Source organism: Agrobacterium sp. O3.4, assembly GCF_041414895.1.
GTDB lineage: Bacteria > Pseudomonadota > Alphaproteobacteria > Rhizobiales > Rhizobiaceae > Agrobacterium > Agrobacterium cucumeris.
On sequence record NZ_JALPZP010000006.1, the window covers coordinates 29,084 to 51,930 of the forward strand.

The window sequence follows — 22,847 nt, forward strand, 5'->3', positions numbered from 1 at the left end:
AACAGTCATGGCAACGCTCAGATGCGTCGTGCCTTGATTGTGTTCATGACGAAGCTTGTCTCGATGGTATCGACACATTTCAGCTTTGCGATCTTGTCCTTGATGAAACGCTCATAGTCTTCCAGGCCGCCACACATGACCTTGAGCATGTAATCCTTCGAACCGGTGACCAGATGACATTCGAGAACCTCGTCCCAGTTGAGAACGGCCGCCTCGAACATTCGGATTTCGTCGTCGTGCTGGCGGCTGAGGCGGACGGATGCAAGGGCGGTCATCGTCCATCCCTCGATTGCCGGATCAATGATCGCGGAATACCCTTTGATCGCCCCTACCTCCTCCAGCCGCCGGAGCCGCCGCAGACACGCAGATGCCGACAGTCCGACCCGCTCGGCGAGTTCGTTGTTGGTGACACGCGCATCGGCAGACAATTCCCTGAGTATCCGTTTGTCGATCTGATCCGCAATTTTCTGCGACATAAAAGAAGATTCTCCGCAATATATTGCGTTATCAGACATGTCTGCGCCTTAAAATGCAAGTTATTTTGGCCTGATTGCATGTAACCTGCAGTGAGTTCAACGCCAGCCAAGGGATCATCGGAAATGACCGCGCCGCATCCGTCCAAAACCCACATCGGCAATCACGCTCTCCATCCTGAAACCCAGATGCTCAATTATGGATATGATCCTGAGTTGTCGGAGGGCGCCGTAAAGCCGCCTGTGTTTTTGACCTCGACTTTCGTGTTCAAGTCGGCAGAAGACGGGCGCGACTTCTTCGACTACGTCTCCGGGCGCAAGGAACCGCCGGAGGGCAGGGGCGCGGGCCTTGTCTATTCGCGTTTCAACCATCCCAACAGCGAGATCGTTGAAGATCGTCTTGCCGTTTATGAACGTACCGAGAGTTGTGCGCTCTTCTCATCCGGCATGTCCGCAATTTCAACGACGCTTTTCGCCTTCGTTAGACCGGGCGACACCGTGCTGCATTCCCAGCCCCTGTATGGCGGCACGGAGACGCTGCTGGCGAAGACCTTCCATAATTTCGGCTTGTCGGCGGTGGGCTTCGCCGACGGTGTCAGCGAGGCCTCGGTGATGGCTGCGGCAGAGGAGGCGATGGCGAAGGGCAGGGTGTCTGTCATCCTTATCGAAACCCCCGCCAATCCGACAAACAGCATTGTCGACATCGCGATGATGGGCCGCGTCGCTGACGTGATCGGCCAAAAGCAGGGGCACAGGCCGATTATCGCCTGCGACAACACGCTCCTTGGCCCGGTGTTTCAGAGGCCTATCGAGCACGGTGCCGATATTTCGCTCTATTCGCTGACGAAATATGTTGGCGGGCACTCCGACCTCATTGCCGGGGCCGCGCTCGGCCGGAAGGATGTCATGAAGCAGGTGAAGGCCTTGCGTGGCGCAATCGGCACGCAGCTTGATCCGCATTCATGCTGGATGCTTGGCCGCTCCCTCGAGACGCTGCAGATCCGGATGGAGCGGGCGGATAACAACGCCAGGGTCGTGGCTGAATTCCTGAAGGAGCACCCGAAGGTGGAAAAAATCCACTACCTGTCTTTCAGCGAGCCGGCGTCCGCCGTCGGCAAGGTGTTTGCAGCTCAATGCACCGGCGCGGGATCGACATTCTCGTTTGACATCATTGGCGGCCAGGCTGCATCCTTCAAGTTCCTCAATGCCCTGACCATATTCAAGCTGGCGGTAAGCCTTGGCGGTACGGAGTCTCTTGCTTCCCATCCGGCAACCATGACGCATTCGGGAGTTCCCGCCGATGTTCGCCAGCGCATCGGCGTGCTGGATTCCACAATCCGGCTGTCAATCGGTATCGAACATCCCGACGATCTTGTCGCTGACCTGGCCCTCGCCTTGGACAAGTCATGACGCGGAGAGAGATGTAACCTCGAATGGAGGGAAGAACGGCGAATGCTGCGGCAGACTTTCGGGCTGCTCAGCTTCGCCTGCCAGCTTCACGCCGACTATTCAGGTGAGGCGCAGCCGTCAGATGACATGGGCGTTGTGCAGGGCGGTCAGCACCTTGTTCTTGAGGCTGGCAAGTTGCGGCGACCTTCGGTCACGCGGGCGCGGCACGTCCACCTCTATCCGCTGCTGGATACGGCCGTCATGGGCGCCCATCATGTAGATCCGGTCACCGAGATAGAGCGCTTCGTCGATATCGTGGGTGACGAGCAGGAAGGAAATGCCGCGCTGTTCAACAATTTTCAGCACCAGGTCCTGCAGTTTCATCCGCGTGAAAGCGTCCACCGCACTGAAGGGTTCATCCAGCAGCAGGATGCGCGGCCGGGTATAGAGCGCCCTTGCGATGGCCACCCGCTGCGCCATGCCGCCTGAAAGAGCCTTTGGCAGCGCGCCAGCGTGGCCGCTCAGGCCCACATCGTTGATCAGGCCTTCCACCCGCTCGACATCATATTTCTTGCCGGCGGCGTAACCTATATTCTCTGCAACCGTCAGCCAGGGCATCAGGCGGGGTTCCTGAAACACGAAGGCGATGGGCGGCGAGGCCTCATCTTCCTCTGCCTGCTGAACCCTGACCGTACCGGAAAAACGTCGGTCGAGACCGGCGGCAATGCGCAGCAACGTGCTCTTGCCGCAGCCGCTGGGGCCAAGAAGAACAGCCGCCTCACCATCCCCCAGCGTCAGGTGGATATCCTGAAGGACGACAGTATCGCCGAAAGCTTTTTCGCGCACATCGACATTGAGCAGGCTCATCGCAGCCGCCCTCCTTCATTGAGGGAATAGGTGTCACGCCAGCGCAGGCAGCGCTCCTCGACGATCTTGAACAGGCTGTCGGAAATCTTGCCCAGCACCGCAAGGCAGATGATGGCGATCATCACCAGATCGGGCCGCGAAAGCTCTCGCCCATCGGACAGCATGTAGCCGATGCCTTCAGACGCGGCCAGAAGCTCGGCTGCGACAACGCTCAGCCAGGCGAGCGACAGCCCGTAACGCAGGCCGGTGAACAGATGCGGCAAAGAGGCGGGAATGAATATCCGCCACACCAGAATGGGCAGCGGCTGGCGATACATCTCGCCCACTTCCACCAGCTTGCGGTCGACATTTCTGATACCGGAGAAGAGGTTGAGATAAACCGGGAAAAACGCGCTTTTGGCGATCAGCACGATTTTTGAAGTTTCTCCGATGCCGAACCAGATCATCAGCAGCGGCACCCATGCAAGGCTGGGCACGGCGCGCAGCGCCTGAAATGTCGGCTCGAGATAACGCTCGGCAGCAATGACCAAACCGACCAGCGAACCAACGACCACCGCCAGCAGCGAGCCGATGACGAAGCCGACAAAGACGCGCGCGGTACTGGCCGCAACATTCGTCCACAACGGCCCTTCGGCTAGCCGCAGAAACGTCTCGTAAAGTTCGGAAGGCGGCGGCAGCACATAGGGGCTGACCCAGCCCAAACGAACGAAAAGCTCGAGCAGCACCAATGAGCCGACCGGCACGATTGCGCCGCGCAGATCGAAGCGGCCAAAGAAATTGCCCACCCGCTGCAAGAACGGCAGGCGGGAGGGGAATTGTTTGGCAGTCTGCTTCACGCGCTGGAATTCGCGCGGATGGGAATTCATGCGCCGAGTGCCTTTTTCGCTGGTGCCGGATCGATCAGCGATGAAAGGACATTATCAACATTGACGCCCGGGCGCAGAACATCATCGCCGAGCAGTGGCGTGACGATGCGGATCGAGTTCAGCAATTCCTCACCGGGAACAGGATCCTTCCAGTCGCGCTTGTTAATCGTCAGCTCGGTGATCTTGGGATCGTTGCCAGTGACCTTGGTGACGAAATCGATGAATTCGCGGTTATTCTCGCGGATCCACTTCTGCGTCTCCACCCAGACGCCGAGCAGTCGCTCGACCGCTTTCGGGTGCTTTGCCAGAAATTCTTCCGAAACGCTGAAGACGCTGCCATCGCGCCAGCTGCGCTCATCGAAAATCGCCCTGTCGCCGGCAAGCTCCGCCTGGGATGTATGCGGATCGATACCGACCCAGGCATCGACCTGACCCTGCTGCAGCGCGTTGAAGCCTTCCGGATGTTGCAGGTTCACGACCTTCAGGTCGTCGATCGACAGCTTGTTCTGGTCAAGCGCACGCACCAGGGTGAAATAAGGAGCTGTTCCCTTGGTGACTGCGATTGTCTTGCCCTTGAGATCGGCAACGGTCTTGACCGGCGAATCCGGGCGCACCTGAATGATGGAGGAACCACCCCAGCTTGCCACATAGATAACCTTCAGCGGCACGCCGTTGGCACGGGCCAGAAAGGCCGACAGTGCGGCCGAACCGGCAAAATCGGTCGAGCCGACCTTCAGGAATTCCAGTGAATTGTTGCTGCCACGGGACTGCACCCAGGTGATCTTGGTGCCGACATCCTTAAAAGCCTCTTCGAGCCAGCCCTTGTTCTTTATCAGCAATGTGTGGGAGGAGTAAAATCCCCAGTCCAGCTTCAGCTCCGCAGGGAAATCCGAAGAGGCTTGAGCGAGCGCGCGGCCCGTGACCAGCGGTGCTGCGAGTGCGCCGGCAAGGCCGAACTTGAGGATCTGGCGGCGGGAATGTTCAGCCTTCATATTAATTCACCTAATTTATGTATTTTGTGTAATTAAAGGGTAAGGGCGGGTGTTTTTGAGGTCAATCCGACCTTCTGGAACCTCATGCCAAACTTCGCGGCGGGTGTGGAAAATCTCCCTAGCTTTGTCGCAATCGGCGCGATGGCCCTTTATTGCGGGAAAAAACGATTGGCTGGCCGTTGCAGCCCCAGATGATCACGCAATGTCGGCCCCTCATAGTCCTTTCGAAACAGACCACGTCGCTGTAGTTCTGGCACTACGCGCGTGGTGAAGTCGTCAAGGCCATCAGGCAGGAAAGGGAAGGTGATGTTGAAGCCGTCCGAACCCTCTTCATGCAGCCATTTTTCCATCTCGTCGGCTATGGTTTCCGGCGTGCCGACGAAGGCGAGGCCGGCATAACCGCCCAACCGCTGGGCAAGCTGGCGCACCGTCAGACCTTCGTTTCTGGCGAGTTCGATGACCCTTTCGCGGCTGGATTTGCTCGCATTCGTCTCCGGAATATCAGGCAGGGGAGCATCGGGATCGAAGCCGGAAACATCGTGACCGAGCGCGATCGACAGCGAAGCGATCGCGCTGTCATAATGGACGAGGCTGTCGAGCCTGGCGCGTTTGGCCCTGGCCTCTTCCACGGTATCGCCGACCAGAACGAAAGCGCCCGGCAGGATGACAATCCCGTCTCGGGAACGGCCGGCGGCAACGGTCCTGTCCTTGACGTCCTTGTAAAAGGCCTTTCCCGCCGCAAGCGTGGGTGTCGCTGCAAAAACCACCTCGGCCGTTTCGGCCGCAAGCTGGCGTCCTGGCTCGGACGCGCCTGCCTGAACGATGACAGGCCAGCCCTGCACCGGACGCGCGATATTAAGCGGCCCGCGCACGGAAAATTCAGGCCCCTTGTGATTGAGGACGTGCATTTTTTCCGGATCGAAGAACAACCCGCTATCGACATCGCGGATGAAGGCGTCGTCAGAGAAGGAATCCCAGAGGCCAGTGACGACATCGTAAAATTCCCGTGCCCGCCCATAGCGCTCGGTGTGATCAGGCTGTTCGTCGCGGCCGAAATTCCGTGCAGCATCCGGGTTGGACGTGGTGACGATGTTCCACCCGGCACGACCATTGCTGAGGTGATCGAGAGACGCAAAACGCCGTGCCACATGATAGGGCTCGTCGAATGTGGTTGAGGCGGTGGCAACCAGCCCGATGCGGGAGGTGACGGCGGCGAGCGCCGAAAGCAGGGTAAAAGGTTCGAAGGACGTTACGGTGTGGCTGCGGCGCAGGGCTTCCGTCGGCATGTTCAACACCGCCAGATGATCGGCCATGAAGAATGCGTCGAATTTCGCGGCTTCCAGCTGTTGCGCAAAGCGCGCGAGATGGGCGAAGTTGAAATTCGCGTCCGGGAATGCGCCCGGATAACGCCATGCGCCGGTGTGGAGGCTGACGGGCCGCATGAAGGCACCGAGATGCAGTTTGCGATCATTTGCCATTCGGTTTTACTCTCTCGTCGATGTTTCTGATCCGGGCTGCTGGCCTTGTCGTGGGAGGGCGAGGCAGGCCCGATTGCCATCGCGACGATATCCCTGCCGCGAACCGGGCGCGGCAAAGACCATTCCGATTATTGGTGGCAAACCGAAAGATTTTTCTTCGGGGCTGGATAGCCGGGTTCAGGAGCGTGTGAGGTCAACCACGATATTGAAACGACGCCCTTTGGCGCAGCCGAGATTTTGAAAGACGTTAGCAGTCACGATGAAGACAAGGTCCTCACCCCTTTCGGGCGGTGTCCGCTGCGCCTGTTTCTCATTCCCCCACAACCACTCCTTCGCGTCGTGGATCGGCACTGCCGACGAAACCTTGGGCGGTTAGTTCGATAGCATGCAAACCGGAATTCATCTCGCCCGGTTTCACCTCGTAACCCAGTGTCTTCAACGGACCGAGCAGTTCTTCCGCGCTGGTACCGGCCTCTATGTCATAGGTGCCGAACCGGTTGATGAGATGCGGCTGGGCGACGATCGCTTCCACCGGCATGCCCCAGTCGATATAGGCAATCAGCGCCTGCGCCACATAGCCGATGATCTGGCTGCCGCCGGGCGAACCAATGGCGAGCAGCGGCTTGCCATCCTTCATCACGATGGTCGGGGCCATGGACGAGCGCGGCCGTTTGCCGGGCTTGACACGGTTGGCGATCGGCAGGCCGCCATCATGGGTCTTGAAGGAAAAGTCCGTCAACTCGTTATTGAGCAGGAAGCCATTCGTCATCAGCCGCGAGCCAAAGCCGCTTTCGATCGTCGTCGTCATCGAGACCACGTTGCCCTCCTTGTCGGCGATGACAAAATGGCTTGTGGAGGGCAATTCGAGCGCGGCATCCCGACCGAAAAGGAGCGCGTGATCCCATTCCGGTTCGCCGGCCTTGACGGCATCGGTGGCCAACGCCTTGTCGCCGTCGAGCAGCTTTGCCCGTTCGCCCAGATAGGTCTTGTCCAGCAGGCCCTTGATCGGTAGTGGCACGAAATCGGTGTCAGCGACGTAACGCTCGCGGTCGGCGAAGGCGAGACGCTGCGCATCGCCGATAATGCGCCAGCTTTCGACATTTTTCGGCCCCAGGGACTTGAGATCAAAATTCTCCGCCATGCCGAGCATCTGGCCGATGGCGATGCCGCCTGACGATGGCGGCCCCATGCCGCAAACATCAAGAGTACGGTAGGTGAAGCAGATCGGTTCGCGCTCTATAACGCGATAGTTGGAAAGATCGGAAAGCGACAGCACGCCGGGATTGTCGGTCGTCTCGCGCACAGTCTCGACGATCGCCTCGGCAATTCGCCCCTTGTAAAAGGCATCGGCGCCACCTTTGGCGATCGCCGCAAGCGTCTCGGCATAAGCCGGGTTCTTCAACGCGGCGCCGGTCTGGAGGGGCGCTCCGGAGGCGTCAAAAAAATAGGAGCGGGCCTCATATTTTTTCAACCGATCGCCCTCGGACGCGATCAGGGAGGCAAGGCGCGGCGACACTTTGAAACCCTCGGTCGCCAGCTTTTCCGCCGGCTTCAGGAGGCTTGCCCATTCCGCCCTTCCATAGCGTTTATGGGCTTCCTCTAAAAGTCGTACCGTTCCCGGCGTGCCGACGGAACGGCCGCCGATTACGGCGTCCATGAATTTAAGCGGCTGACCTTTGTTATCCAGGAAGAGCTTTGGCGAGGCCTCCATCGGCGCCGTCTCCCGGCCGTCCAACGTCGTCAGCTTGCCGCTTTTCGCATTGTAATAGACGAGGAAGGCGCCGCCGCCGAGACCGGAGCTTTGCGGTTCAACGAGGCCCAGCACGGTCTGCACCGCCACCATGGCATCTATGGCGTTGCCGCCCGCGGCGATCACATCGCGCCCAGCCTCGGCTGCCAGCGGATTGGCTGCCGCGACCATGAAGCTTCCTGACTCGACACGTCTGGCTGTCGCGATATCAGTCGCCTTCTCTGGCGCGACCATGTCGGACGCCTGCTGGGCGGAGGCGATAGCGCTGGAAAGCATGAGGGCGAGAAAAGTCTCAGCGAGAAATCTTACTTCCATTAGATTTATCCTCCAGAGGCGCGTCATCGGTAATGTAAGCAGGGCCAGTAATGTAAGCAGGGCATCCAACTGAGCCAACAGGCAGATCGAACCCGCAATGACTGAGATACGGATGACTTCCGAACTCGTCCTTCGCTCTCGGAAAAGACGCCAGCTTCTGGCACTATGATGGCTCTGGCGGCATGCTAAGTCTATGCGATAAACGATTTGGTGCTCACTGATTTCGCTTTATGTGAGAAGGCACATTGCGCTGTTGTATCCTGATCATGCTAATATTCGGGCATGGGATTCGGAATTTTCATTCATCGCTCAGATTCAATTTACGACGACAGTCCGGCTGAACAGTACCAGTTTCCGAGCCAATATCTCGGTCGTGTACAAGCTTGTCTCGGTGATTGGATCATCTATTACGAGCCGCGCAAGGTTGCAGCGACGCGGGGTTATTTTGCTGTCGCCAAAGTTGCACAGATCATTCCGGACCCTAAGGCGGCCGGCATGTATCTGGCGTTGATTGAGCCGGGAAGTTACCTTGATTTTGTCAATCCTGTTCCGTTCGGTGGGCCAGACGGCGTCATCGAGCGCGGTCTGTTGAATGAAGAGGGCCGGATTTCTGGTAGGGCACAGGCGGCAGTACGCCTGATATCAGCGGCGGATTTCAATCGCATCGTGTCGATTGGCCTGAATGAGCTGGAACCCGAGTTGCCGCGTTTGGACGAGCCGAGAGAGATGCGGCTTTCTGACGGATTTGACGACCGGGTTCAGGCGCCCTTCGTGGTCGAAAAAGAGCGTGAGCGTGTTGCCCAGCTTTCGTCACGAATTGTGCGAGATCGCCTGTTTCGCCGGCTCGTTTTGCAGGCTTACGACAAGCGCTGTGCGATCACGGGGCTGAAGCTTATCAATGGCGGTGGACGTGCGGAAGTCGATGCTGCGCATATACGTCCCGTGGAGGCAAATGGCCCTGATATCCTTTGCAATGGCATCGCTCTTTCAGGAACGGCGCACTGGATGTTCGATCGTGGGTTAATCGGCCTCTCGGATGAACTCGAGATTCTGATTTCACGTCATGCCAATGATCGAGAAAGCATCCGCGGTTTGATCAACAAGACAGGAAGAGCGATCGTGCCGTTTCGATCGATTGAGCGGCCACATCCACATTTTCTCCAGTGGCATCGGGAGAATTGCTTCAAAGTTTGAATATTTAGTCATGGCGGCGTGTAGGCCGCTCAGTCAGGGGCCGCAGACCCTCTATACCGCCGGTCGGCCATCGAGAGACGACGATCGACAATGCTCTCGATATCGCGATATGGCCGTACCCTCTCTCATATCCCCGATCCATCGAGTTCGCGATCATCCTCGCCTTTCCAGGGAGATGGCATTGCAAGACCATCGGCATTGGCGAGGGGGACCGGCATCCAACACTTCAATTCCGGCTCGGCATATTCGATGATCCGGCCCGGCGACGAGTCTGAAGCGCGCCAGCCTTCCGAGCCGAACCGGTCGCTCTTTGCCCAATATGCAAGATCTACCTGGGCTGGTCCCTGTTCTGACGAGCGTATCGTTACGAGGATCCGGTTGCCGTTTTTCGGCGCACTTGCCATGTGGCGCCATTGCTGTGCCTCGTCCATCATCTTTCTCCCTGTCCGTTGCTACAAGTGTCACCTCACCATTGAAAACGGTCAACTCAAACTTTGCGCATGGTGCGCTCATTGGTTTACAAACCTGCCGCCCGTTTAGGCGGGGCGTTTTTCTCGCAACATTTATTGGGCAGTGGTTCGCACGTGACGAACGCCCGAGCTTGAAATTGGCCGGGAGATCGTGCTTGTTCAGGGCCAGCAGTGGGCGCGGCTCGTCCTCCACCAGCAACCGGCGACCCCAATCGAGGAATACGGCATGAAGAAGCTCATCAACGACCCATCCACCGTCGTACGGGACATGCTCGAAGGTGTGGTGGCGCTCAGTCCTGCCACAGTCCTGCTTGCAGACGAGAATGTCGTTATCCGCTCCGGCCTTCCGGAAACGGAAAAGCGCAAGGTGGCGGTTCTGTCGGGCGGCGGTAGTGGACATGAGCCGGCTCATGCAGGTTATGTCGGCGCGGGCATGCTGACTGTTGCCGTGGCAGGCGATGTCTTCACGTCGCCAAGCACCGATGCGGTTCTTGCCGGTATCAGGGCTGCGGCTGGACCCGCTGGTGCTCTGGTCATTGTCAAGAATTACACGGGTGACCGGCTGAATTTCGGACTGGCAGCCGAACTGGCAAGGGCTGAAGGAATTCCGGTCGAGATTGTGGTCGTTGCCGATGATGTTGCATTAAAGGACACGGTTCCCGCTGATCGTCGCCGGGGTATTGCAGGCACAATCCTTGTTCACAAGCTTGCTGGCGCGGCCGCGGAGCGGGGACTTCCCCTGCATGAAGTGGCCCGGATTGCACGGGACGCTGCCGACAGAACATCCTCCATGGGTATATCGCTCGGTTCCTGCACTCTGCCCGCCGTGGGCAGGCCGGGTTTTGTGCTTGGCGAAGCGGAAATCGAAGTCGGGCTTGGAATTCATGGTGAACAGGGCGTCCGGCGGATGCCCATAGCCTCCGCGGACGAGCTTGTGAAACTGGTCCTCGAAACGATTAAAGCCGATAGCAGGCTAAAGAGCGGAGACCGCGTCGCGTTGCTGGTCAACGGGCTGGGATCGACGCCGCCGATGGAACTCGCAATCGTGGCGCGATCTGCGGTCACGCAACTGGAAGAAATGGGTGTCGTGGTTGAGCGAGCGTGGGCCGGCACCTTTCTTTCCGCTCTGGATATGCCGGGTTTTTCGTTGTCGCTCATGCATGTCGACGAGGCAGCGCTCGGCCTCATCGACGCGCCAACCGATGCCGGCGCATGGCCACGCGGCGGTGTGGTGAACCGCAGGCGAATCCTGCCCTCGGCAAGGGCCGAGAAGAGCCTGCCGGCCGGAAACAAGATGACCGCCGCCGGCGATCGCCTGCGCTCCACCGCAGATCGGATTGCCAAGATCTTGATTGCAGCAGAGCCCAAATTAACCCAGCTGGACAGTGTCGCCGGTGACGGTGACCTTGGCGCAAGCATGGTTCGTGGTGCCGAGGCGATCCTTGCACTGCCAAAGGAAAACTTCGGCGATGTTGCCGATGGGCTGATGGCGATGGCGAATGCGATGCGCAGGGCGATTGGCGGAAGTTCTGGTCCCTTTTACGCTACGGCGCTGATGCGCGCCTCGCGCCATCTTGCCGCGATTGAAAGCCCGACGGCTCAGCAGATGGCGGAAGCATTTGTGGCGGCGGTCATCGCGATCTCGGAACTTGGCGGTGCGAAGCCGGGGGACCGCACGATGATAGATGCGCTTCATCCGGCGGCAGAAACGTTTCGGGATAAACTTGCAGCGGGAGCTTCGACGGAAGAGGCCTGGCGGTCCGCAGTGGCGGCGGGCGTTGCGGGCGCCGAGGCAACGACATCCATGAAGCCCCGGCTCGGGCGCGCAAGTTATCTCGGCGAACGGGCTGTCGGGCACCCCGATGCGGGCGCAGTCGCCGTCAGCATCTGGCTTGAAGCAATCGGCAGGGAATAGTCGGTGGACGATACGTCCACTCATAGTTTGGGGGAAATCATGATCGCCGCCTATATCGACGAATTCATCATGTTTTGCGCCGGTCTGTGGATGACCGCCGTAGGTTTCGGTCATCTGCCCCTATCGAAAAATCCGACACAGCCGCCGGTGGTTCGTCACTTCAGGTGGATGGGTCCGTTGCTGCTCGCTATTGCGGTCATTTTGGCCGCTGCGTCATAGGGGCACCGTCAGATGCGCTCGGGATCTGTTTTGCAATGAACACCATGCTGGCCTGCACCTCGTGCGGATTGGACGAAACCGAATCTGTCATCCATTTCGGCTCGTATATTCTGCGATGTGCCACTGCGGCCAGCACCTTGTCACGACATCTTTCATGGCGATGCTGAATTCGGATGACGAGTGTTCAGCCTTTATCGATCCAGGTCCTGAAAAAACGCCTTTGCCGGAAACGCTTGTCGCGCGCGGACCGCTCCGGTTGATTGCAGGCGCAATCAGCGCCGCGGCGACTGACGGAACCCTGATACGCGTGATCTTCGAACCAAAGGATTGAAGTCGCGGCTGATAGCTCTGAGCCCAGGCGCGCCTGGTTGTCATCGTCAGCAATGCGTTAGAACATCGAGCCGACGGCTGCGTGCATCGACCCGTCTTTCCTTACAGGGGCGCCGTGGTGGAACTGGCGATAGCCAGTGCCGTTAGTGGTTTGCGTAATGAGCAGGAGGACGATATGAGCGATTTCGACCTATATTACTGGCCAGTTCCGTTCAGAGGCCAGTTCATCAGGGGAATTCTGGCCCATGGCGGGTGCTCCTGGGATGAACATGGTGCCGATGCGATAGACGATATTATGCATCGTGAGGTGGGAGAACAGCCGATAGCTTTCATGGGGCCGCCGGTCCTGATGGATCGCCAGCACAATTTCGCAATCTCTCAGATGCCGGCAATAGCCATCTATCTGGGTGAGCGGCTGGATATCCTGCCCGCGGCGGCTGAGGGCCGCGCGCTCAGTGCCAAGGTGGTGAACGATGCCAATGACGTCCTTGATGAGCTGACACTCAATGGCGGGCGCGAGATGTGGACGCCAGAAAAATGGCAGGAGTTCGTCCCGCGTTTGCAGAAGTGGCTGCGCATTTTTGAAGATACCGGGGCAAGAAACGGTCTGACCGCTCACTCCGGGTTTATGCTTGGAACGGAAAAAGCCGGCGTCGCAGATATCGTTACCGCCCTGCTGTGGACGACGATGGCTGACCGCTTTCCAGTCATTAAAGGCATTATCGAAGATACTTCGCCAGTCATCTGGGCCCTTTCCAGTCGGGTGGGGGCTACAGCTCCGCTGGCCGCCTTGAGCCGCCGGAGTTTCGAAGACTATGGTGATGCTTATTGCGGAGGAGAGATTGAAAAATCACTCCGCAAAGTTACGGGCTAAGCGCAAATATATCTGGCAATCTGCTGCGCGGTATGGTGTCCGCGCGGCAGAGTTTTTTGGAGAGTCATGCGGGGCCGGCAAAGGCGTGACAGCACCCGAATTATAGTGCCCGAAATGCCGATCACAGGTCAGCCGTCATCGCCCAAATTCATGTAGGCGGGCTCGAATACGTGACCATCGGGATCGGCGAAGGTGCGGAGATACATGAAACCTAAATCCTGCGGCTCTCGAACATCCGCTTGCCCGCCGGCCTTTGCCGCGGCCTCAACCATGGCGTCGACCTCGTCTCGGCTGTCGCGCGAAAGGGCGATCAGCATGCCATTTGTTGTGTGGGCATCGGCGATCGGTTTGGTGGTGAAGGTTTTATAATAATCATGCTGCAGAAGCTGGAAGGTGATGGTCTCCGACCACACCATCGAGCTTGCGACTTCGTTGGAGAACTGCTCGTTCTTCGTACAGCCGATTGCCTCATAGAAGGCGGTTGAGGCAGCCAGATCTTTCACCGGCAGGTTCAGGAAAATCATCTTGGCCATTGTCTTTCTCCTCATGGTGGAAAGGGATTACAGAATAGTCTGCTGGAAGGTCTCACTCGGATGGATGCAGATGATCTCCAGCCGGTCAGCGCCGATATTTTCGAAGCGGTGGGGGATATTGGCAGGTCCGACAATGATGTCGCCGGATGAACCACGCGCCTGGCTGTCGCCGATGGTGAATTCGACCTCGCCTTTTCGAACGACCCATGTTTCCGGATAGGGATGAACATGCAGATCAGGGCCACGACCCGGATCGGCGCTGACGAGAAAGATGGATACGCCGCTTCCGTATTCGCATCCTTCATAACGTACCGTTCGGCTCTCGCCAGCTTTCGGTTCCTGATGACGGCGGATTGAAAACATCTGATCTCCTCCCTGAGACAAAACTATCTTCGCGAGAAGATATATGCAGGATTTATCTTCCTGTCAAGATATCTATCTTCTCGCAAAGATATATTCACGGAAGAGGTAAAGCCGTATATGGTTTTCAGAGTGGTGATGGGGTGATGAGATGAAGCAGGCGATGCCGGACGCGACGACGGATCGGACGATTGAAACTGACAGGGAAGATCATGTCGACCGTCTGCGTGGCCAATGGGCGCAGGAGCTGCCCGATATCAATACGGAGCCGATGGCCATCTTCGGACGCGCCAAACGGCTGAGCAACCTTCTGGCGCCGTCTATCGAAGAGACGTTTGCCCGCTTCGGCCTTGATCGTGGCGAGTTCGATGTTATCGCGACATTAAGACGGTCGGGACCGCCCTACCAGTTGACGCCGACGGAGATGTACACAACGCTGATGCTCTCTTCGGGTGGCCTGACGCACCGGCTTGACCGATTGGAAAAGGCCGGGCTCATCGAGCGCAGAAAGTCTAGGCTTGATGGGCGCAGTGTCGTCGTCTGCCTTGCGCCGGCCGGCATTGAGCTGGCCGAAAAGGCGTTTCGCGAAGACATGGCAAGCGAGGTGGACTTCCTGCAGGGCCTCAGCCCGCAGGAGCGCGAAAATCTTGCTGCGCTGCTGAAAAAGCTGGTGCTGGATATCGAGTCTCGATTGTAGTTTTCGGTGCGGATTTTAGCAGGTACCGCTGAAGATATGTATCGGCGAAACCATTTGTCGCGACCCGCCACGCAGCCGTGAAACCTTTCAAACCGCCGTTCGTTTAAGCATCCATGACCGATGCTGACGCAAATCCGAAACCGGTCGATGGCACCGGCCAGAATGGTGCGAAAAACGCGCCCACGACCGATGATCGTGACATGGATGATCCACTCCCGCCCGAGGAAATAGAGCCCGCTTCCGGGTTGACGCCGGAGGAGGCCGAGCAGGCTCGAAAGAGATATCTGCTGAAGCGCTTCTGGATCAGCGCGCGCGGTTACTGGAGCCGCCGTGGTGATGGGCTGGCGTGGCCGTTCTCGCTCGGGCTGCTGGCGATGATCGGCATAAATGTCGGTTTCCAATATGGCATCAATATCTGGAATCGCGGGATTTTTGATGCGATTGAAAAGAGGGACGCATCTACCGTCTATTTTCTTGGATCCATCTTTCCGCCGCTCGTCCTCGGAAGCGTTCTGATCGTGACGTCGCAGGTCTATGTAAGAATGCTGATCCAGCGTCGCTGGCGTTCATGGCTGACGAAGCTGCTGGTGGCGCGATGGATCGCAAATGGCCGTTACTATCAGCTCAATCTGATCGACGGCGATCACCAAAATCCTGAGGCGAGGCTATCGGAGGATACACGGATCGCCACCGAGGCGCCGGTGGATTTTGTCGCAGGTGTCATTGCCGCGTTCGTGTCGGCTTCCACCTTTATCGTTGTCCTGTGGACAATTGGCGGGGCGTTGACGCTGTCGGTCGCAGGAGTATGGATTACAATACCCGGCTTTCTCGTGGTCGCGGCAGTGATCTACGCCGTCATTACATCCAGTTCCATAGCGTTGATTGGCCGGAACTTCGTTCGAGTGTCTGAGGTCAAGAACCAGCTGGAGGCGGAATTCCGGTACACGCTGACGCGCGTCAGGGAAAATGGCGAGAGTATCGCCCTGCTTGGCGGCGAAGAGGAGGAACGGAGCGACCTCGACAAGAGGTTTGGCAATGTTCGACGGCAATGGCGGCTGATGGCGCAACAATATATGCGCACAACGATCGTGTCGCATGGGTCGATGCTGATTGCTCCCGTCGTGCCGGTTCTGCTTTGCGCGCCGAAGTTTCTCGACGGAAGCATGTCTCTTGGCGAAGTCATGCAATCCGCATCGGCATTCACCATCGTTCAATCCGCCTTTGGCTGGCTGGTCGATAACTATCCCCGGCTGGCCGACTGGAATGCATGCGCACGGCGCGTCGCATCTTTGATGATGTCGCTTGATGGTCTCGAGCGGGCCGAACAGAGCGACACCCTCGGACGGATCGTGCGCGGTGAGACGGAGGGCGAAACAATGCTCAGCCTCAAGGATGTTTCCGTTTCGCTGGGTGACGGTACCGCTGTTGTCAAGGAGACGGATGTCGAAATAGGGCCGGGAGAGAGGGTGCTGGTTGCGGGGGAATCCGGATCGGGCAAAAGCACGCTTGTCCGCGCAATCGCCGGCCTGTGGCCATGGGGCGGTGGCGACGTGAGCTTTCGCGCTGGCAGTCGGCTTTTCATGTTGCCGCAGCGTCCATACATTCCGTCGGGCACGCTGCGTCGAGCGGTTTGTTATCCGCAGGCGGCCGAGAGCTGGACCCTCGAAGAGATAGGGGCAGCCCTCGACAAGGTTGGCCTTGGTCACCTCAAGGACAAGGTGGAAGAAGAGGCGCCGTGGGACCAGACGCTGTCGGGCGGTGAAAAGCAAAGGCTGACCTTTGCGCGCCTTTTGCTGAACGATCCTGACATCATCGTCATGGACGAAGCAACCGCGGCCCTGGATGAAAAGAGCCAGGACAGGATGATGCAGACGGTGATCGATGAATTGCCCGATGCCACGATCGTCAGTGTGGCGCATCGTGCCGAACTGGAAGCTTTCCACAGCCGAAAGATAACGCTGGAACGTCGGGAGGGCGGCGCAAAACTGGTCAGCGATATCCACCTCGCTCCTCGCAAGGGCAGGTCCCGCTCCCTGCTTCGGCGCATGGTCAAACGCAGGTGAGCACCTTGTGCCTCCGGATACCACCTTTGTCGAGTGCGGCATCCGGCACCACCGACAATGTGCACTTTAGACATTTGAGTGCAAAGCAGGAGCGGGAATGACTACGCGCTCGGAAGCTTGCGACGCAGAAACTGCTCATAGCCCGTGGTTCCACCCACTGCCACCTTGATGAAATAATGCTATTCGCCGGTGGTCAGATAGGCTTCCAGCATCTCCAGAAGCGCCGCAGGAAATCCACTCCTCTGGGAGAATTTATGGGTGGCGGTCGCCAGTGCTGACGATTTGTAACAGCGTCGGCGGCTATAAAGGTTGTCCTGGGCAGGTGGAACGATGTATTTGGGGCAGGATAATCACTTGATCCTGCAGGCACATGGAAACTTCGCTTTATCTGCCCGTCAAAGGCTTTCTTGAAAAGGCAGGTTACACTGTCAAAGGTGAGGTCGGCGGTTGCGACCTCGTCGGTTTGAGCGATGATGATCCGCCCGTTGTCGTGATCTGCGAGCTGAAGCTCAGCTTCAACCTGGAGCTCATCCTGCAGGCTGTCGATCGTGCAGCTATTGCAGATGAGATCTGGATTGCGGCCCGAATTTCAGCCAGGGGCAGGGGCCGGGAGGCCGACAAACGCTACCGCGATCTTTGCCGCAGGCTCGGGATCGGCATGCTCGGGATTTCTGATAGCGGTGATGTCAGCGTTGTCGTCGGTTCCGTATCACCGATGCCGCGAACCAATCCGAAGCGGCGTTCGCGGCTCATGCGTGAACACCAGAGGCGACGCGGAGATCCGGCGGTCGGCGGAAGCACCCGGGCACCGATCATGACGGCTTACCGCCAGCAGGCGCTCGGCTGCGCTTTGGCGCTGGCATCGGGGCCGCTGCGTGTGCGCCAGGTCAGGTCCAGCATACCGGATGCCGGAAAAATTTTGCTTTCGAATGTCTATGGCTGGTTTGAACGGCTCGATCGGGGAGTTTATGACCTGACCGACGCCGGGCGGGAAGCTCTGCAGCGGTGGCCGCAGCAGGACATGTCCGCGACAGCCGCCATTCCAGACTGATTTTATTCAGTGACAGACCCTAAGCTGAGACGTCGATGGCTATCTGCAAGAGATATGGCGCAGCCATCACAATGGAACAGCCGCTTAAGCGGAGGCCTGAAACGGCATCGACGTCGGCTGCCTGACGGATTTACGGCTCATTCTCTGCCATGATCGCCAGAAGCAAGGCGGTGGCATTGGCAGTTCGCGCGCTGATATTCAGCCCGGGGCGAATTCGCAAGCCAACAGGGTTTTACCGCCAAGAGCGTCACCTTCCCGGGCGACAATGGAGACTTTTCCGGGGCCTGCCAGACCTTCCGGGGGCTGCAGGTCCTGCGAAAGTTCCCGCGCATAGCCTTTGCTGGACGTGCCCATCAGGTCGGAGGTTTCTGGCTTCAAATCATATTTCGCTGCCAGATCGTCGGCACGCTGGCCCTTGATCAAAACGCCGACCGCGCCATTGGCGAAGAACACTTCATCAGTTTCAAATCCATCACGGCCGATCTGAAACGGAAGCGTGTAGATTGCCGCGCCTAGTGACGATGTGTCGGGTTTTGCAAGCTTTTCCGCCGCATCGTAAATCTCGGTCGCAGATGTCATTGAGTAAGGCGGATTGCACAGCGCCGCATCATAAAATGTGGGATCGGTTTCGGCCGCCACAGCGCTTCCGACTTGAAGCATGGCGAAGGCGACGCACATTACGGCCGTGCCGTGACGAAGGTGTGTGAAAGCGAGCATGGGCGATCCTTGAAATTTGCCTGTCGTCTATTAACGGAGATGCGTCAGGTATCGCCTTTGCTTGGAGCACCAAAGTCTACGCCTGTCGATATCCGATGGAGCCTTTTCACAAAAACAGCCAGCTGGCGCGCAAATAACGCGACAGGGACAGGCCGCTAAATCACGGCTTTATCGCTGTCGCCTCCTTGCCAAGGGGGAGAGCCTCTTTCACTGCCAGCTCCGCCATGGCCAGCGCAGCATCACGGGTTTTCGCCGCTGCGACAAACCGGCCGTTGTGGCAGAAACTCGCGCCTTCGACGCCAGACACCGCTTCCAGATCCTTGTCCGTCAGACCGGCCCAGGCGGCTGGCAGATCCGCCCGTAGATCAAAGCCCTCATCGGCGCGACGGATACCGGTCAGGCACCAGTCGCTTTTGCGGGGGTGAACGACAAACAGCAGATGGTCAGCGCCCGACTTCACGATGGCGGGCCGAAACGGCATTCCCACCGGCAGTTCCAGAATATGCCCTTCGCCTGCATCCACGATGGCTCGGTTCACAAGCGCCTCAGCTCGCAATTTTGCAGCGCTGTTGGCAATCTTCGCCTCGATGAAGCTGCGGGCAATGGCGAGCGCCGCATGGAAACCGCGATTGTCCGCGTCCGGATCTGTATCGTCAAAAACAGGTTTCAGGGTTTCCAGCAAAACAGGCAGCGTTAGCCCAGCAAGTGGCCCGGCGACGGAAGGGCTGAGCGCGCCATTGTCGACCAGATCGACCGGCAGCACAAAACTGGTATCGAATGCGGCATGGACCGTTTCGATGTGATCTTCCGGGACGCCCGAGGCGGCAAGATAGTCCCGGCCGAAGTGCTTCCAGATCAGGCCGAAAGAGCTATAGGGCTGGCCGTCGTCCCGCAACGGCGCGCCGCGCTGGTGGTGGTCGAAGATTCCGCCCGCTGGGTCATAAGCGCCACCAACGTCGTAGATGATGCGGTCCGGGCCGGGTGTGATCCATTCGGCTGCCCTGCTGCGAACGAGGCGGGCCTGGGGAAAAAGCCGGGTCAACACGACGCTGGACAGAAGTTCATCAGCATGGAAGCCACCGGAATGGGTGACGAGGAAGTCCGGGATCATGTCAGGATACGCCTTGTTGCTTACGGAAGTCCCGCTTTGGGGCTGGGCATCTGATACCCTGTGCCGGACGTCATCTCAACCCGCCATTCGCCACGGCGACCAAAAGCAATGATATGCCGTACGTTCTCAGATAGGTGTGGCCTTCCTGTGCGAGTTACAGCATCAATGGCGCGCGAAATCGCCGGAAAACGTCGTGATGTCTCCTCCCACGGGCGCTGCCGCGTATTCCTCAATACGCATGGCGGCGCCGGTTTAGACGAGATATCGGGAGAGGTTCCGTGCTCAAGGGCGAGCGCCGGCGAATGCCTCAGGCGTACTGGGAACCGGGCATACCGGTTCCAATTGAGGACGGAGCGCGAACTCGTCCCCTTATTCGCAAGGTTGTCCCGATCATGATCATCCGGACGGCGTCCTCTGCCGCGCGGGCCAGAAGCTTTGGTGCCGATGATATCGCATCTTCCAGGGAGCAGGGTCGGGTCAATATTGAGGCGAAGGCATCAATACCGTATTCGAGATTAAGCCTTACGCCCTTACCGATCGTACCAGCAAGGGCAACCACGGGAACGCCGGCCTCCTTGGCCCTGCGGGCAATTTCGGCTGGAACCTTGCCGAACGGAGTCTGGCCGTCGAGGCTTCCTTCGGCAGTGATCACCAGATCGGCGTTACGCAGATAATCATCAATATCGAGATATTGCATGACAATGTCGTAGCGGGGATGAAGCTTGCCGCAGAGCAGGCCCAGCACTGCCGCTCCCAGTCCGCCCGATGCGCCAGCACCTGGTGCTGAGCCGACATCAAGACCGGTGGCGTCTTCGATGCGTGCTGCGTAGATGTCCATCGCCGCAGCGAGCTCTTCCACCTGTTGCGGCGTCGCGCCTTTCTGCGGCCCGAAAACGCGGGCGACACCTCGCTCCCCGAGAAGCCGGTTGTGCCAGTTCACGGCGGCGTCAATCCGCACCCCGGACAGGCGTGGATCCCGGTTGCCGAGATCGATGCGGTTCAGCTTCGCCAAGGCTGCACCGCCACGGTCGAGGTCGCGGCCGCCGGCGTCGAGCAGTCGAACGCCCAGCGCCTGCGCCATGCCGGCACCGCCATCATTGATGCCGCTGTCGCCGCAGCCGAGCAATATCCGCTTCGCGCCACCGTCAAGTGCCGCGCGCACGAGTTCGCCGACACCATAGCTGGTGGTGAGGCAGGGATTGCGACGATCACGCGGAACAAGGCTGAGGCCGGCAGCCGCGGCCATTTCGATGACCGCCGTCGGCTCGGGGCATCCACCGAGAAATCCGATAAATGCGGAGACAGGTTGTCCAAGCGGGCCGGTCACCGTCACCGGGTGGATCGTGCCATTGGTGGCGCCGATCAATGCCCGGGTAAAGCCTTCGCCACCGTCGGCCATGGGTGCCTTGACGACCTCCGAGCCGGGAAATGCACGCAGAACACCTTTTTCAATGCAATCGGCGGCCTGTTCGGCTGAGAGACTTTCCTTGAAGCCCGAGGGGGCAACAACAACGCGGAAGGGCATGGGAGGATCCTTTCATGACAAGTATGTGACATTGGGGAAACGTGCCGGATCAGCGCTTATTCCAGCGATTAAAAAAATTAGTCGGATAAATAAAAAAGGTCGCATGTCGCGACCTTTAATTCATTGCAGTTAGTTGCTTATGTTAGATTTTTTGCGAAAGACCCTGCATCGGCCAAAGAAATATTGCCGACAAGATGAGCAAGAAAATGAAGGGCGGCAGGAGGAAATAGCCAAGCTTGCGCAGGTCGGCCTGAGTGAAGGCTGCGGGCTCCATTCCACCGAACAGGACGACCGGTTTTGCCGATACCATCGTCATCTGGCAAAAGCCGCTTGCCAGTGTCACCACCATCACCAGCACGGCCGAATCCACGCCAAGACCAGACAGTGGCAGTGCAAAGGCGGGAACGAGAACCGTGACCCGTGCCGTGCGCGATGTGATCACCAGATGGGAAAAAGTGGCGACAATCACCGCAAATGAGATGACGATGACAGGTGCGGTGATCAGGCTCTGGCGGAACACAGCCACCAGCCGATCCGCCAGCATCTGTGCCGTGCCGGTCTCGATCAGCGCTTCGCCGATGACCAGCGTGCCGGCCATGAAAAGAAGCAGGTTCCACTCAACGGTTTTCAGGGCTGCCTTCAATGTCATGCCGGAGACGTTCGGCATGCAGAGGACAAGAGCTGCCACCATGCCGATCAGCGCCATTCCGACACCGTGAATGGAATGGGTGGAAAACATCAGGACGGTGCAGAAGACCACACCCGCGACGATGATCTGCTCTCTGGAAAAGGGCGCGCTGCGCGTCAGCCCTACTTTGCTCTCCGGGGCCATGTTGCGTTCCTCTCTGGTGAGAAACACATGCAACAGGATGGCGCAGGCGATCAGGCAGGTGACGAGCGAAAACGGTCCGGCCAGTACCAGCCAGCCGATGAAATCCGGTTGCGTTCCGGTGAGGCGTGACAGGAACCCGGCAGCGACCAGATGCGCCCCGGCGCCGATCAGCGATGCGCCGGCGGAAAGCAGAATGATCGTGGGAAAGAGCAGCCCGAGGGCACGGGAAATGCGGCTATTGTCGATTGCGCCTGACAATCCGAGATATACCGGCATGAGAATGGCGGCCCGGGCCGAGGTGGAAGGAATGATAAAGGCGGTCGCGAAGGTCAGAAATGTCAGCATCCAGAACATGGAGCTTATGCTGCGCATTCTGGGCATCAGTCGTGCCGTTACCTGCTCGATGAGACCTACGTGCCGTAATACACCGGCAACTACGAAGGCCGACAGAAGAAGCCAGATGATGTCATTGCCCAGTGACTGGTAAACCAGATTTTCCGGTATCGCGCCGACGACGGCAAGCGCGATAGCTCCGGTCAGGGCAACCGGCGTTTCAGGCAGCTCAAGGATCGTCCAGGCGATGATGGCCGACAAAAAGATGAAGAGTGTCGCCCGCATCGGCATTGTCAGGTCGTCGATTGCCAGAAAGATCAACACGGCGGCGAAGGCAGTCAGCAGCATCGCCACAATCTGTTTAAGGCGCCGCACGGAAATCGTAGCCTCGGTCATGATGGTTGTCGGCAGGTCTTTCTTCAGATTTGCCGTGGGCAAGGACATGAGATGCGCCACCAGTGGCCTCCTTTGCATCGCGCCGTCATCAGAAGGC

The 22,847-nt window shown here is 58.6% G+C and carries 21 protein-coding genes and 1 pseudogene; 9 read left to right on the forward strand and 13 right to left on the reverse strand.

Annotated features, from left to right (window positions below; all coding sequences use genetic code 11):
* Positions 1-17 precede the first annotated feature (17 nt).
* Complete coding sequence (locus M0412_RS21640) at positions 18-476, reverse strand: Lrp/AsnC family transcriptional regulator (RefSeq protein ID WP_142842991.1); 459 nt, start codon at positions 474-476, stop codon at positions 18-20.
* A 123-nt stretch (positions 477-599) separates the two neighbouring features.
* Between M0412_RS21640 and M0412_RS21645 the strand changes: the two genes are divergently transcribed.
* Positions 600-1,883 carry a cystathionine gamma-synthase family protein gene (locus M0412_RS21645; RefSeq protein WP_269702303.1) on the forward strand — a complete coding sequence of 428 codons (1,284 nt, stop codon included), beginning with the start codon at positions 600-602 and terminating at the stop codon, positions 1,881-1,883.
* 117 nt (positions 1,884-2,000) lie between these two features.
* Here M0412_RS21645 and M0412_RS21650 read toward each other — a convergent pair whose 3' ends face one another.
* The 5 genes from M0412_RS21650 to ggt form a co-directional block, all read right to left on the reverse strand.
* The gene (locus M0412_RS21650) at positions 2,001-2,729 is read right to left on the reverse strand and encodes an ABC transporter ATP-binding protein (RefSeq protein WP_142842989.1); all 729 of its coding nucleotides are present in this window, start codon (positions 2,727-2,729) and stop codon (positions 2,001-2,003) included.
* Positions 2,726-3,595 (reverse strand): ABC transporter permease, encoded by an 870-nt coding sequence (locus M0412_RS21655; protein ID WP_142842988.1) that lies wholly within the window; start codon positions 3,593-3,595, stop codon positions 2,726-2,728. The genes M0412_RS21650 and M0412_RS21655 overlap by 4 nt, the downstream gene beginning before the upstream one ends.
* Positions 3,592-4,587: an aliphatic sulfonate ABC transporter substrate-binding protein gene (locus M0412_RS21660; RefSeq protein ID WP_142842987.1), complete on the reverse strand. Its 996-nt coding sequence runs from the start codon at positions 4,585-4,587 to the stop codon at positions 3,592-3,594. The genes M0412_RS21655 and M0412_RS21660 overlap by 4 nt, the downstream gene beginning before the upstream one ends.
* A 149-nt stretch (positions 4,588-4,736) precedes the next feature.
* A complete protein-coding gene (locus M0412_RS21665; protein ID WP_269702307.1) occupies positions 4,737-6,065 on the reverse strand; it encodes an LLM class flavin-dependent oxidoreductase in 1,329 nt (442 codons plus the stop codon).
* 310 nt (positions 6,066-6,375) lie between these two features.
* Positions 6,376-8,130, reverse strand: a complete 1,755-nt coding sequence (gene ggt, locus M0412_RS21670) for a gamma-glutamyltransferase (RefSeq protein ID WP_269702309.1) — start codon at positions 8,128-8,130, stop codon at positions 6,376-6,378.
* Between the two features lie 282 nt (positions 8,131-8,412).
* On the opposite strand from ggt, the gene M0412_RS21675 reads away from it, so the two are divergent.
* Positions 8,413-9,324 carry an HNH endonuclease gene (locus M0412_RS21675; protein ID WP_269702312.1) on the forward strand — a complete coding sequence of 304 codons (912 nt, stop codon included), beginning with the start codon at positions 8,413-8,415 and terminating at the stop codon, positions 9,322-9,324.
* Between the two features lie 125 nt (positions 9,325-9,449).
* On the opposite strand, the gene M0412_RS21680 is transcribed toward M0412_RS21675, so the two are convergent.
* Positions 9,450-9,755 carry a hypothetical protein gene (locus M0412_RS21680; RefSeq protein WP_046801073.1) on the reverse strand — a complete coding sequence of 102 codons (306 nt, stop codon included), beginning with the start codon at positions 9,753-9,755 and terminating at the stop codon, positions 9,450-9,452.
* Between the two features lie 265 nt (positions 9,756-10,020).
* On the opposite strand from M0412_RS21680, the gene M0412_RS21685 reads away from it, so the two are divergent.
* The 4 genes and pseudogenes from M0412_RS21685 (at position 10,021) to gst (ending at position 13,132) form a co-directional block, all read left to right on the forward strand.
* Positions 10,021-11,709: a dihydroxyacetone kinase family protein gene (locus tag M0412_RS21685; RefSeq protein WP_269702316.1), complete on the forward strand. Its 1,689-nt coding sequence runs from the start codon at positions 10,021-10,023 to the stop codon at positions 11,707-11,709.
* A 39-nt stretch (positions 11,710-11,748) separates the two neighbouring features.
* The gene (locus M0412_RS21690) at positions 11,749-11,928 is read left to right on the forward strand and encodes a hypothetical protein (protein WP_142842982.1); all 180 of its coding nucleotides are present in this window, start codon (positions 11,749-11,751) and stop codon (positions 11,926-11,928) included.
* 35 nt (positions 11,929-11,963) lie between these two features.
* Positions 11,964-12,259: pseudogene (locus tag M0412_RS21695) on the forward strand (hypothetical protein).
* A gap of 174 nt (positions 12,260-12,433) precedes the next feature.
* On the forward strand, positions 12,434-13,132 hold the full coding sequence (gene gst, locus M0412_RS21700; protein WP_269702318.1) for a glutathione S-transferase: 699 nt from the start codon (positions 12,434-12,436) through the stop codon (positions 13,130-13,132).
* 128 nt (positions 13,133-13,260) lie between these two features.
* Here gst and M0412_RS21705 read toward each other — a convergent pair whose 3' ends face one another.
* On the reverse strand, positions 13,261-13,665 hold the full coding sequence (locus tag M0412_RS21705) for a VOC family protein (protein ID WP_269702320.1): 405 nt from the start codon (positions 13,663-13,665) through the stop codon (positions 13,261-13,263).
* Positions 13,666-13,692: 27 nt separating this feature from the next.
* Positions 13,693-14,028: a cupin domain-containing protein gene (locus tag M0412_RS21710; protein ID WP_269702322.1), complete on the reverse strand. Its 336-nt coding sequence runs from the start codon at positions 14,026-14,028 to the stop codon at positions 13,693-13,695.
* Between the two features lie 148 nt (positions 14,029-14,176).
* On the opposite strand from M0412_RS21710, the gene M0412_RS21715 reads away from it, so the two are divergent.
* The 3 genes from M0412_RS21715 (at position 14,177) to M0412_RS21725 (ending at position 17,836) form a co-directional block, all read left to right on the forward strand.
* Positions 14,177-14,722, forward strand: a complete 546-nt coding sequence (locus tag M0412_RS21715) for a MarR family winged helix-turn-helix transcriptional regulator (RefSeq protein ID WP_269702324.1) — start codon at positions 14,177-14,179, stop codon at positions 14,720-14,722.
* 113 nt (positions 14,723-14,835) lie between these two features.
* On the forward strand, positions 14,836-16,785 hold the full coding sequence (locus M0412_RS21720; RefSeq protein ID WP_142842977.1) for an ABC transporter ATP-binding protein/permease: 1,950 nt from the start codon (positions 14,836-14,838) through the stop codon (positions 16,783-16,785).
* Between the two features lie 370 nt (positions 16,786-17,155).
* A complete protein-coding gene (locus M0412_RS21725; RefSeq protein WP_269702327.1) occupies positions 17,156-17,836 on the forward strand; it encodes a DUF2161 domain-containing phosphodiesterase in 681 nt (226 codons plus the stop codon).
* Between the two features lie 198 nt (positions 17,837-18,034).
* Here the strand turns inward: M0412_RS21725 and M0412_RS21730 are convergent, their stop codons facing one another.
* The 4 genes from M0412_RS21730 to M0412_RS21745 form a co-directional block, all read right to left on the reverse strand.
* Entirely contained in the window at positions 18,035-18,553 is a 519-nt protein-coding gene (locus M0412_RS21730; RefSeq protein ID WP_371338333.1) for a hypothetical protein, read from the reverse strand.
* A 160-nt stretch (positions 18,554-18,713) separates the two neighbouring features.
* On the reverse strand, positions 18,714-19,664 hold the full coding sequence (locus tag M0412_RS21735; protein ID WP_269702329.1) for an MYG1 family protein: 951 nt from the start codon (positions 19,662-19,664) through the stop codon (positions 18,714-18,716).
* A 307-nt stretch (positions 19,665-19,971) separates the two neighbouring features.
* Positions 19,972-21,189 (reverse strand): glycerate kinase, encoded by a 1,218-nt coding sequence (locus M0412_RS21740; protein ID WP_269702331.1) that lies wholly within the window; start codon positions 21,187-21,189, stop codon positions 19,972-19,974.
* 142 nt (positions 21,190-21,331) lie between these two features.
* Positions 21,332-22,810 carry an SLC13 family permease gene (locus M0412_RS21745; RefSeq protein ID WP_237681448.1) on the reverse strand — a complete coding sequence of 493 codons (1,479 nt, stop codon included), beginning with the start codon at positions 22,808-22,810 and terminating at the stop codon, positions 21,332-21,334.
* Positions 22,811-22,847 lie beyond the last annotated feature (37 nt).

Coding starts and splice junctions, on each gene's coding strand:
- M0412_RS21640 (WP_142842991.1), bottom strand. CDS start 476: ATGTCGCAGAAAATTGCGGATCAGATCGACAAACGGATACTCAGGGAA.
- M0412_RS21645 (WP_269702303.1), top strand. CDS start 600: ATGACCGCGCCGCATCCGTCCAAAACCCACATCGGCAATCACGCTCTC.
- M0412_RS21650 (WP_142842989.1), bottom strand. CDS start 2,729: ATGAGCCTGCTCAATGTCGATGTGCGCGAAAAAGCTTTCGGCGATACT.
- M0412_RS21655 (WP_142842988.1), bottom strand. CDS start 3,595: ATGAATTCCCATCCGCGCGAATTCCAGCGCGTGAAGCAGACTGCCAAA.
- M0412_RS21660 (WP_142842987.1), bottom strand. CDS start 4,587: ATGAAGGCTGAACATTCCCGCCGCCAGATCCTCAAGTTCGGCCTTGCC.
- M0412_RS21665 (WP_269702307.1), bottom strand. CDS start 6,065: ATGGCAAATGATCGCAAACTGCATCTCGGTGCCTTCATGCGGCCCGTC.
- ggt (WP_269702309.1), bottom strand. CDS start 8,130: ATGGAAGTAAGATTTCTCGCTGAGACTTTTCTCGCCCTCATGCTTTCC.
- M0412_RS21675 (WP_269702312.1), top strand. CDS start 8,413: ATGGGATTCGGAATTTTCATTCATCGCTCAGATTCAATTTACGACGAC.
- M0412_RS21680 (WP_046801073.1), bottom strand. CDS start 9,755: ATGGACGAGGCACAGCAATGGCGCCACATGGCAAGTGCGCCGAAAAAC.
- M0412_RS21685 (WP_269702316.1), top strand. CDS start 10,021: ATGAAGAAGCTCATCAACGACCCATCCACCGTCGTACGGGACATGCTC.
- M0412_RS21690 (WP_142842982.1), top strand. CDS start 11,749: ATGATCGCCGCCTATATCGACGAATTCATCATGTTTTGCGCCGGTCTG.
- gst (WP_269702318.1), top strand. CDS start 12,434: ATGAGCGATTTCGACCTATATTACTGGCCAGTTCCGTTCAGAGGCCAG.
- M0412_RS21705 (WP_269702320.1), bottom strand. CDS start 13,665: ATGGCCAAGATGATTTTCCTGAACCTGCCGGTGAAAGATCTGGCTGCC.
- M0412_RS21710 (WP_269702322.1), bottom strand. CDS start 14,028: ATGTTTTCAATCCGCCGTCATCAGGAACCGAAAGCTGGCGAGAGCCGA.
- M0412_RS21715 (WP_269702324.1), top strand. CDS start 14,177: ATGAAGCAGGCGATGCCGGACGCGACGACGGATCGGACGATTGAAACT.
- M0412_RS21720 (WP_142842977.1), top strand. CDS start 14,836: ATGACCGATGCTGACGCAAATCCGAAACCGGTCGATGGCACCGGCCAG.
- M0412_RS21725 (WP_269702327.1), top strand. CDS start 17,156: ATGGAAACTTCGCTTTATCTGCCCGTCAAAGGCTTTCTTGAAAAGGCA.
- M0412_RS21730 (WP_371338333.1), bottom strand. CDS start 18,553: ATGCTCGCTTTCACACACCTTCGTCACGGCACGGCCGTAATGTGCGTC.
- M0412_RS21735 (WP_269702329.1), bottom strand. CDS start 19,664: ATGATCCCGGACTTCCTCGTCACCCATTCCGGTGGCTTCCATGCTGAT.
- M0412_RS21740 (WP_269702331.1), bottom strand. CDS start 21,189: ATGCCCTTCCGCGTTGTTGTTGCCCCCTCGGGCTTCAAGGAAAGTCTC.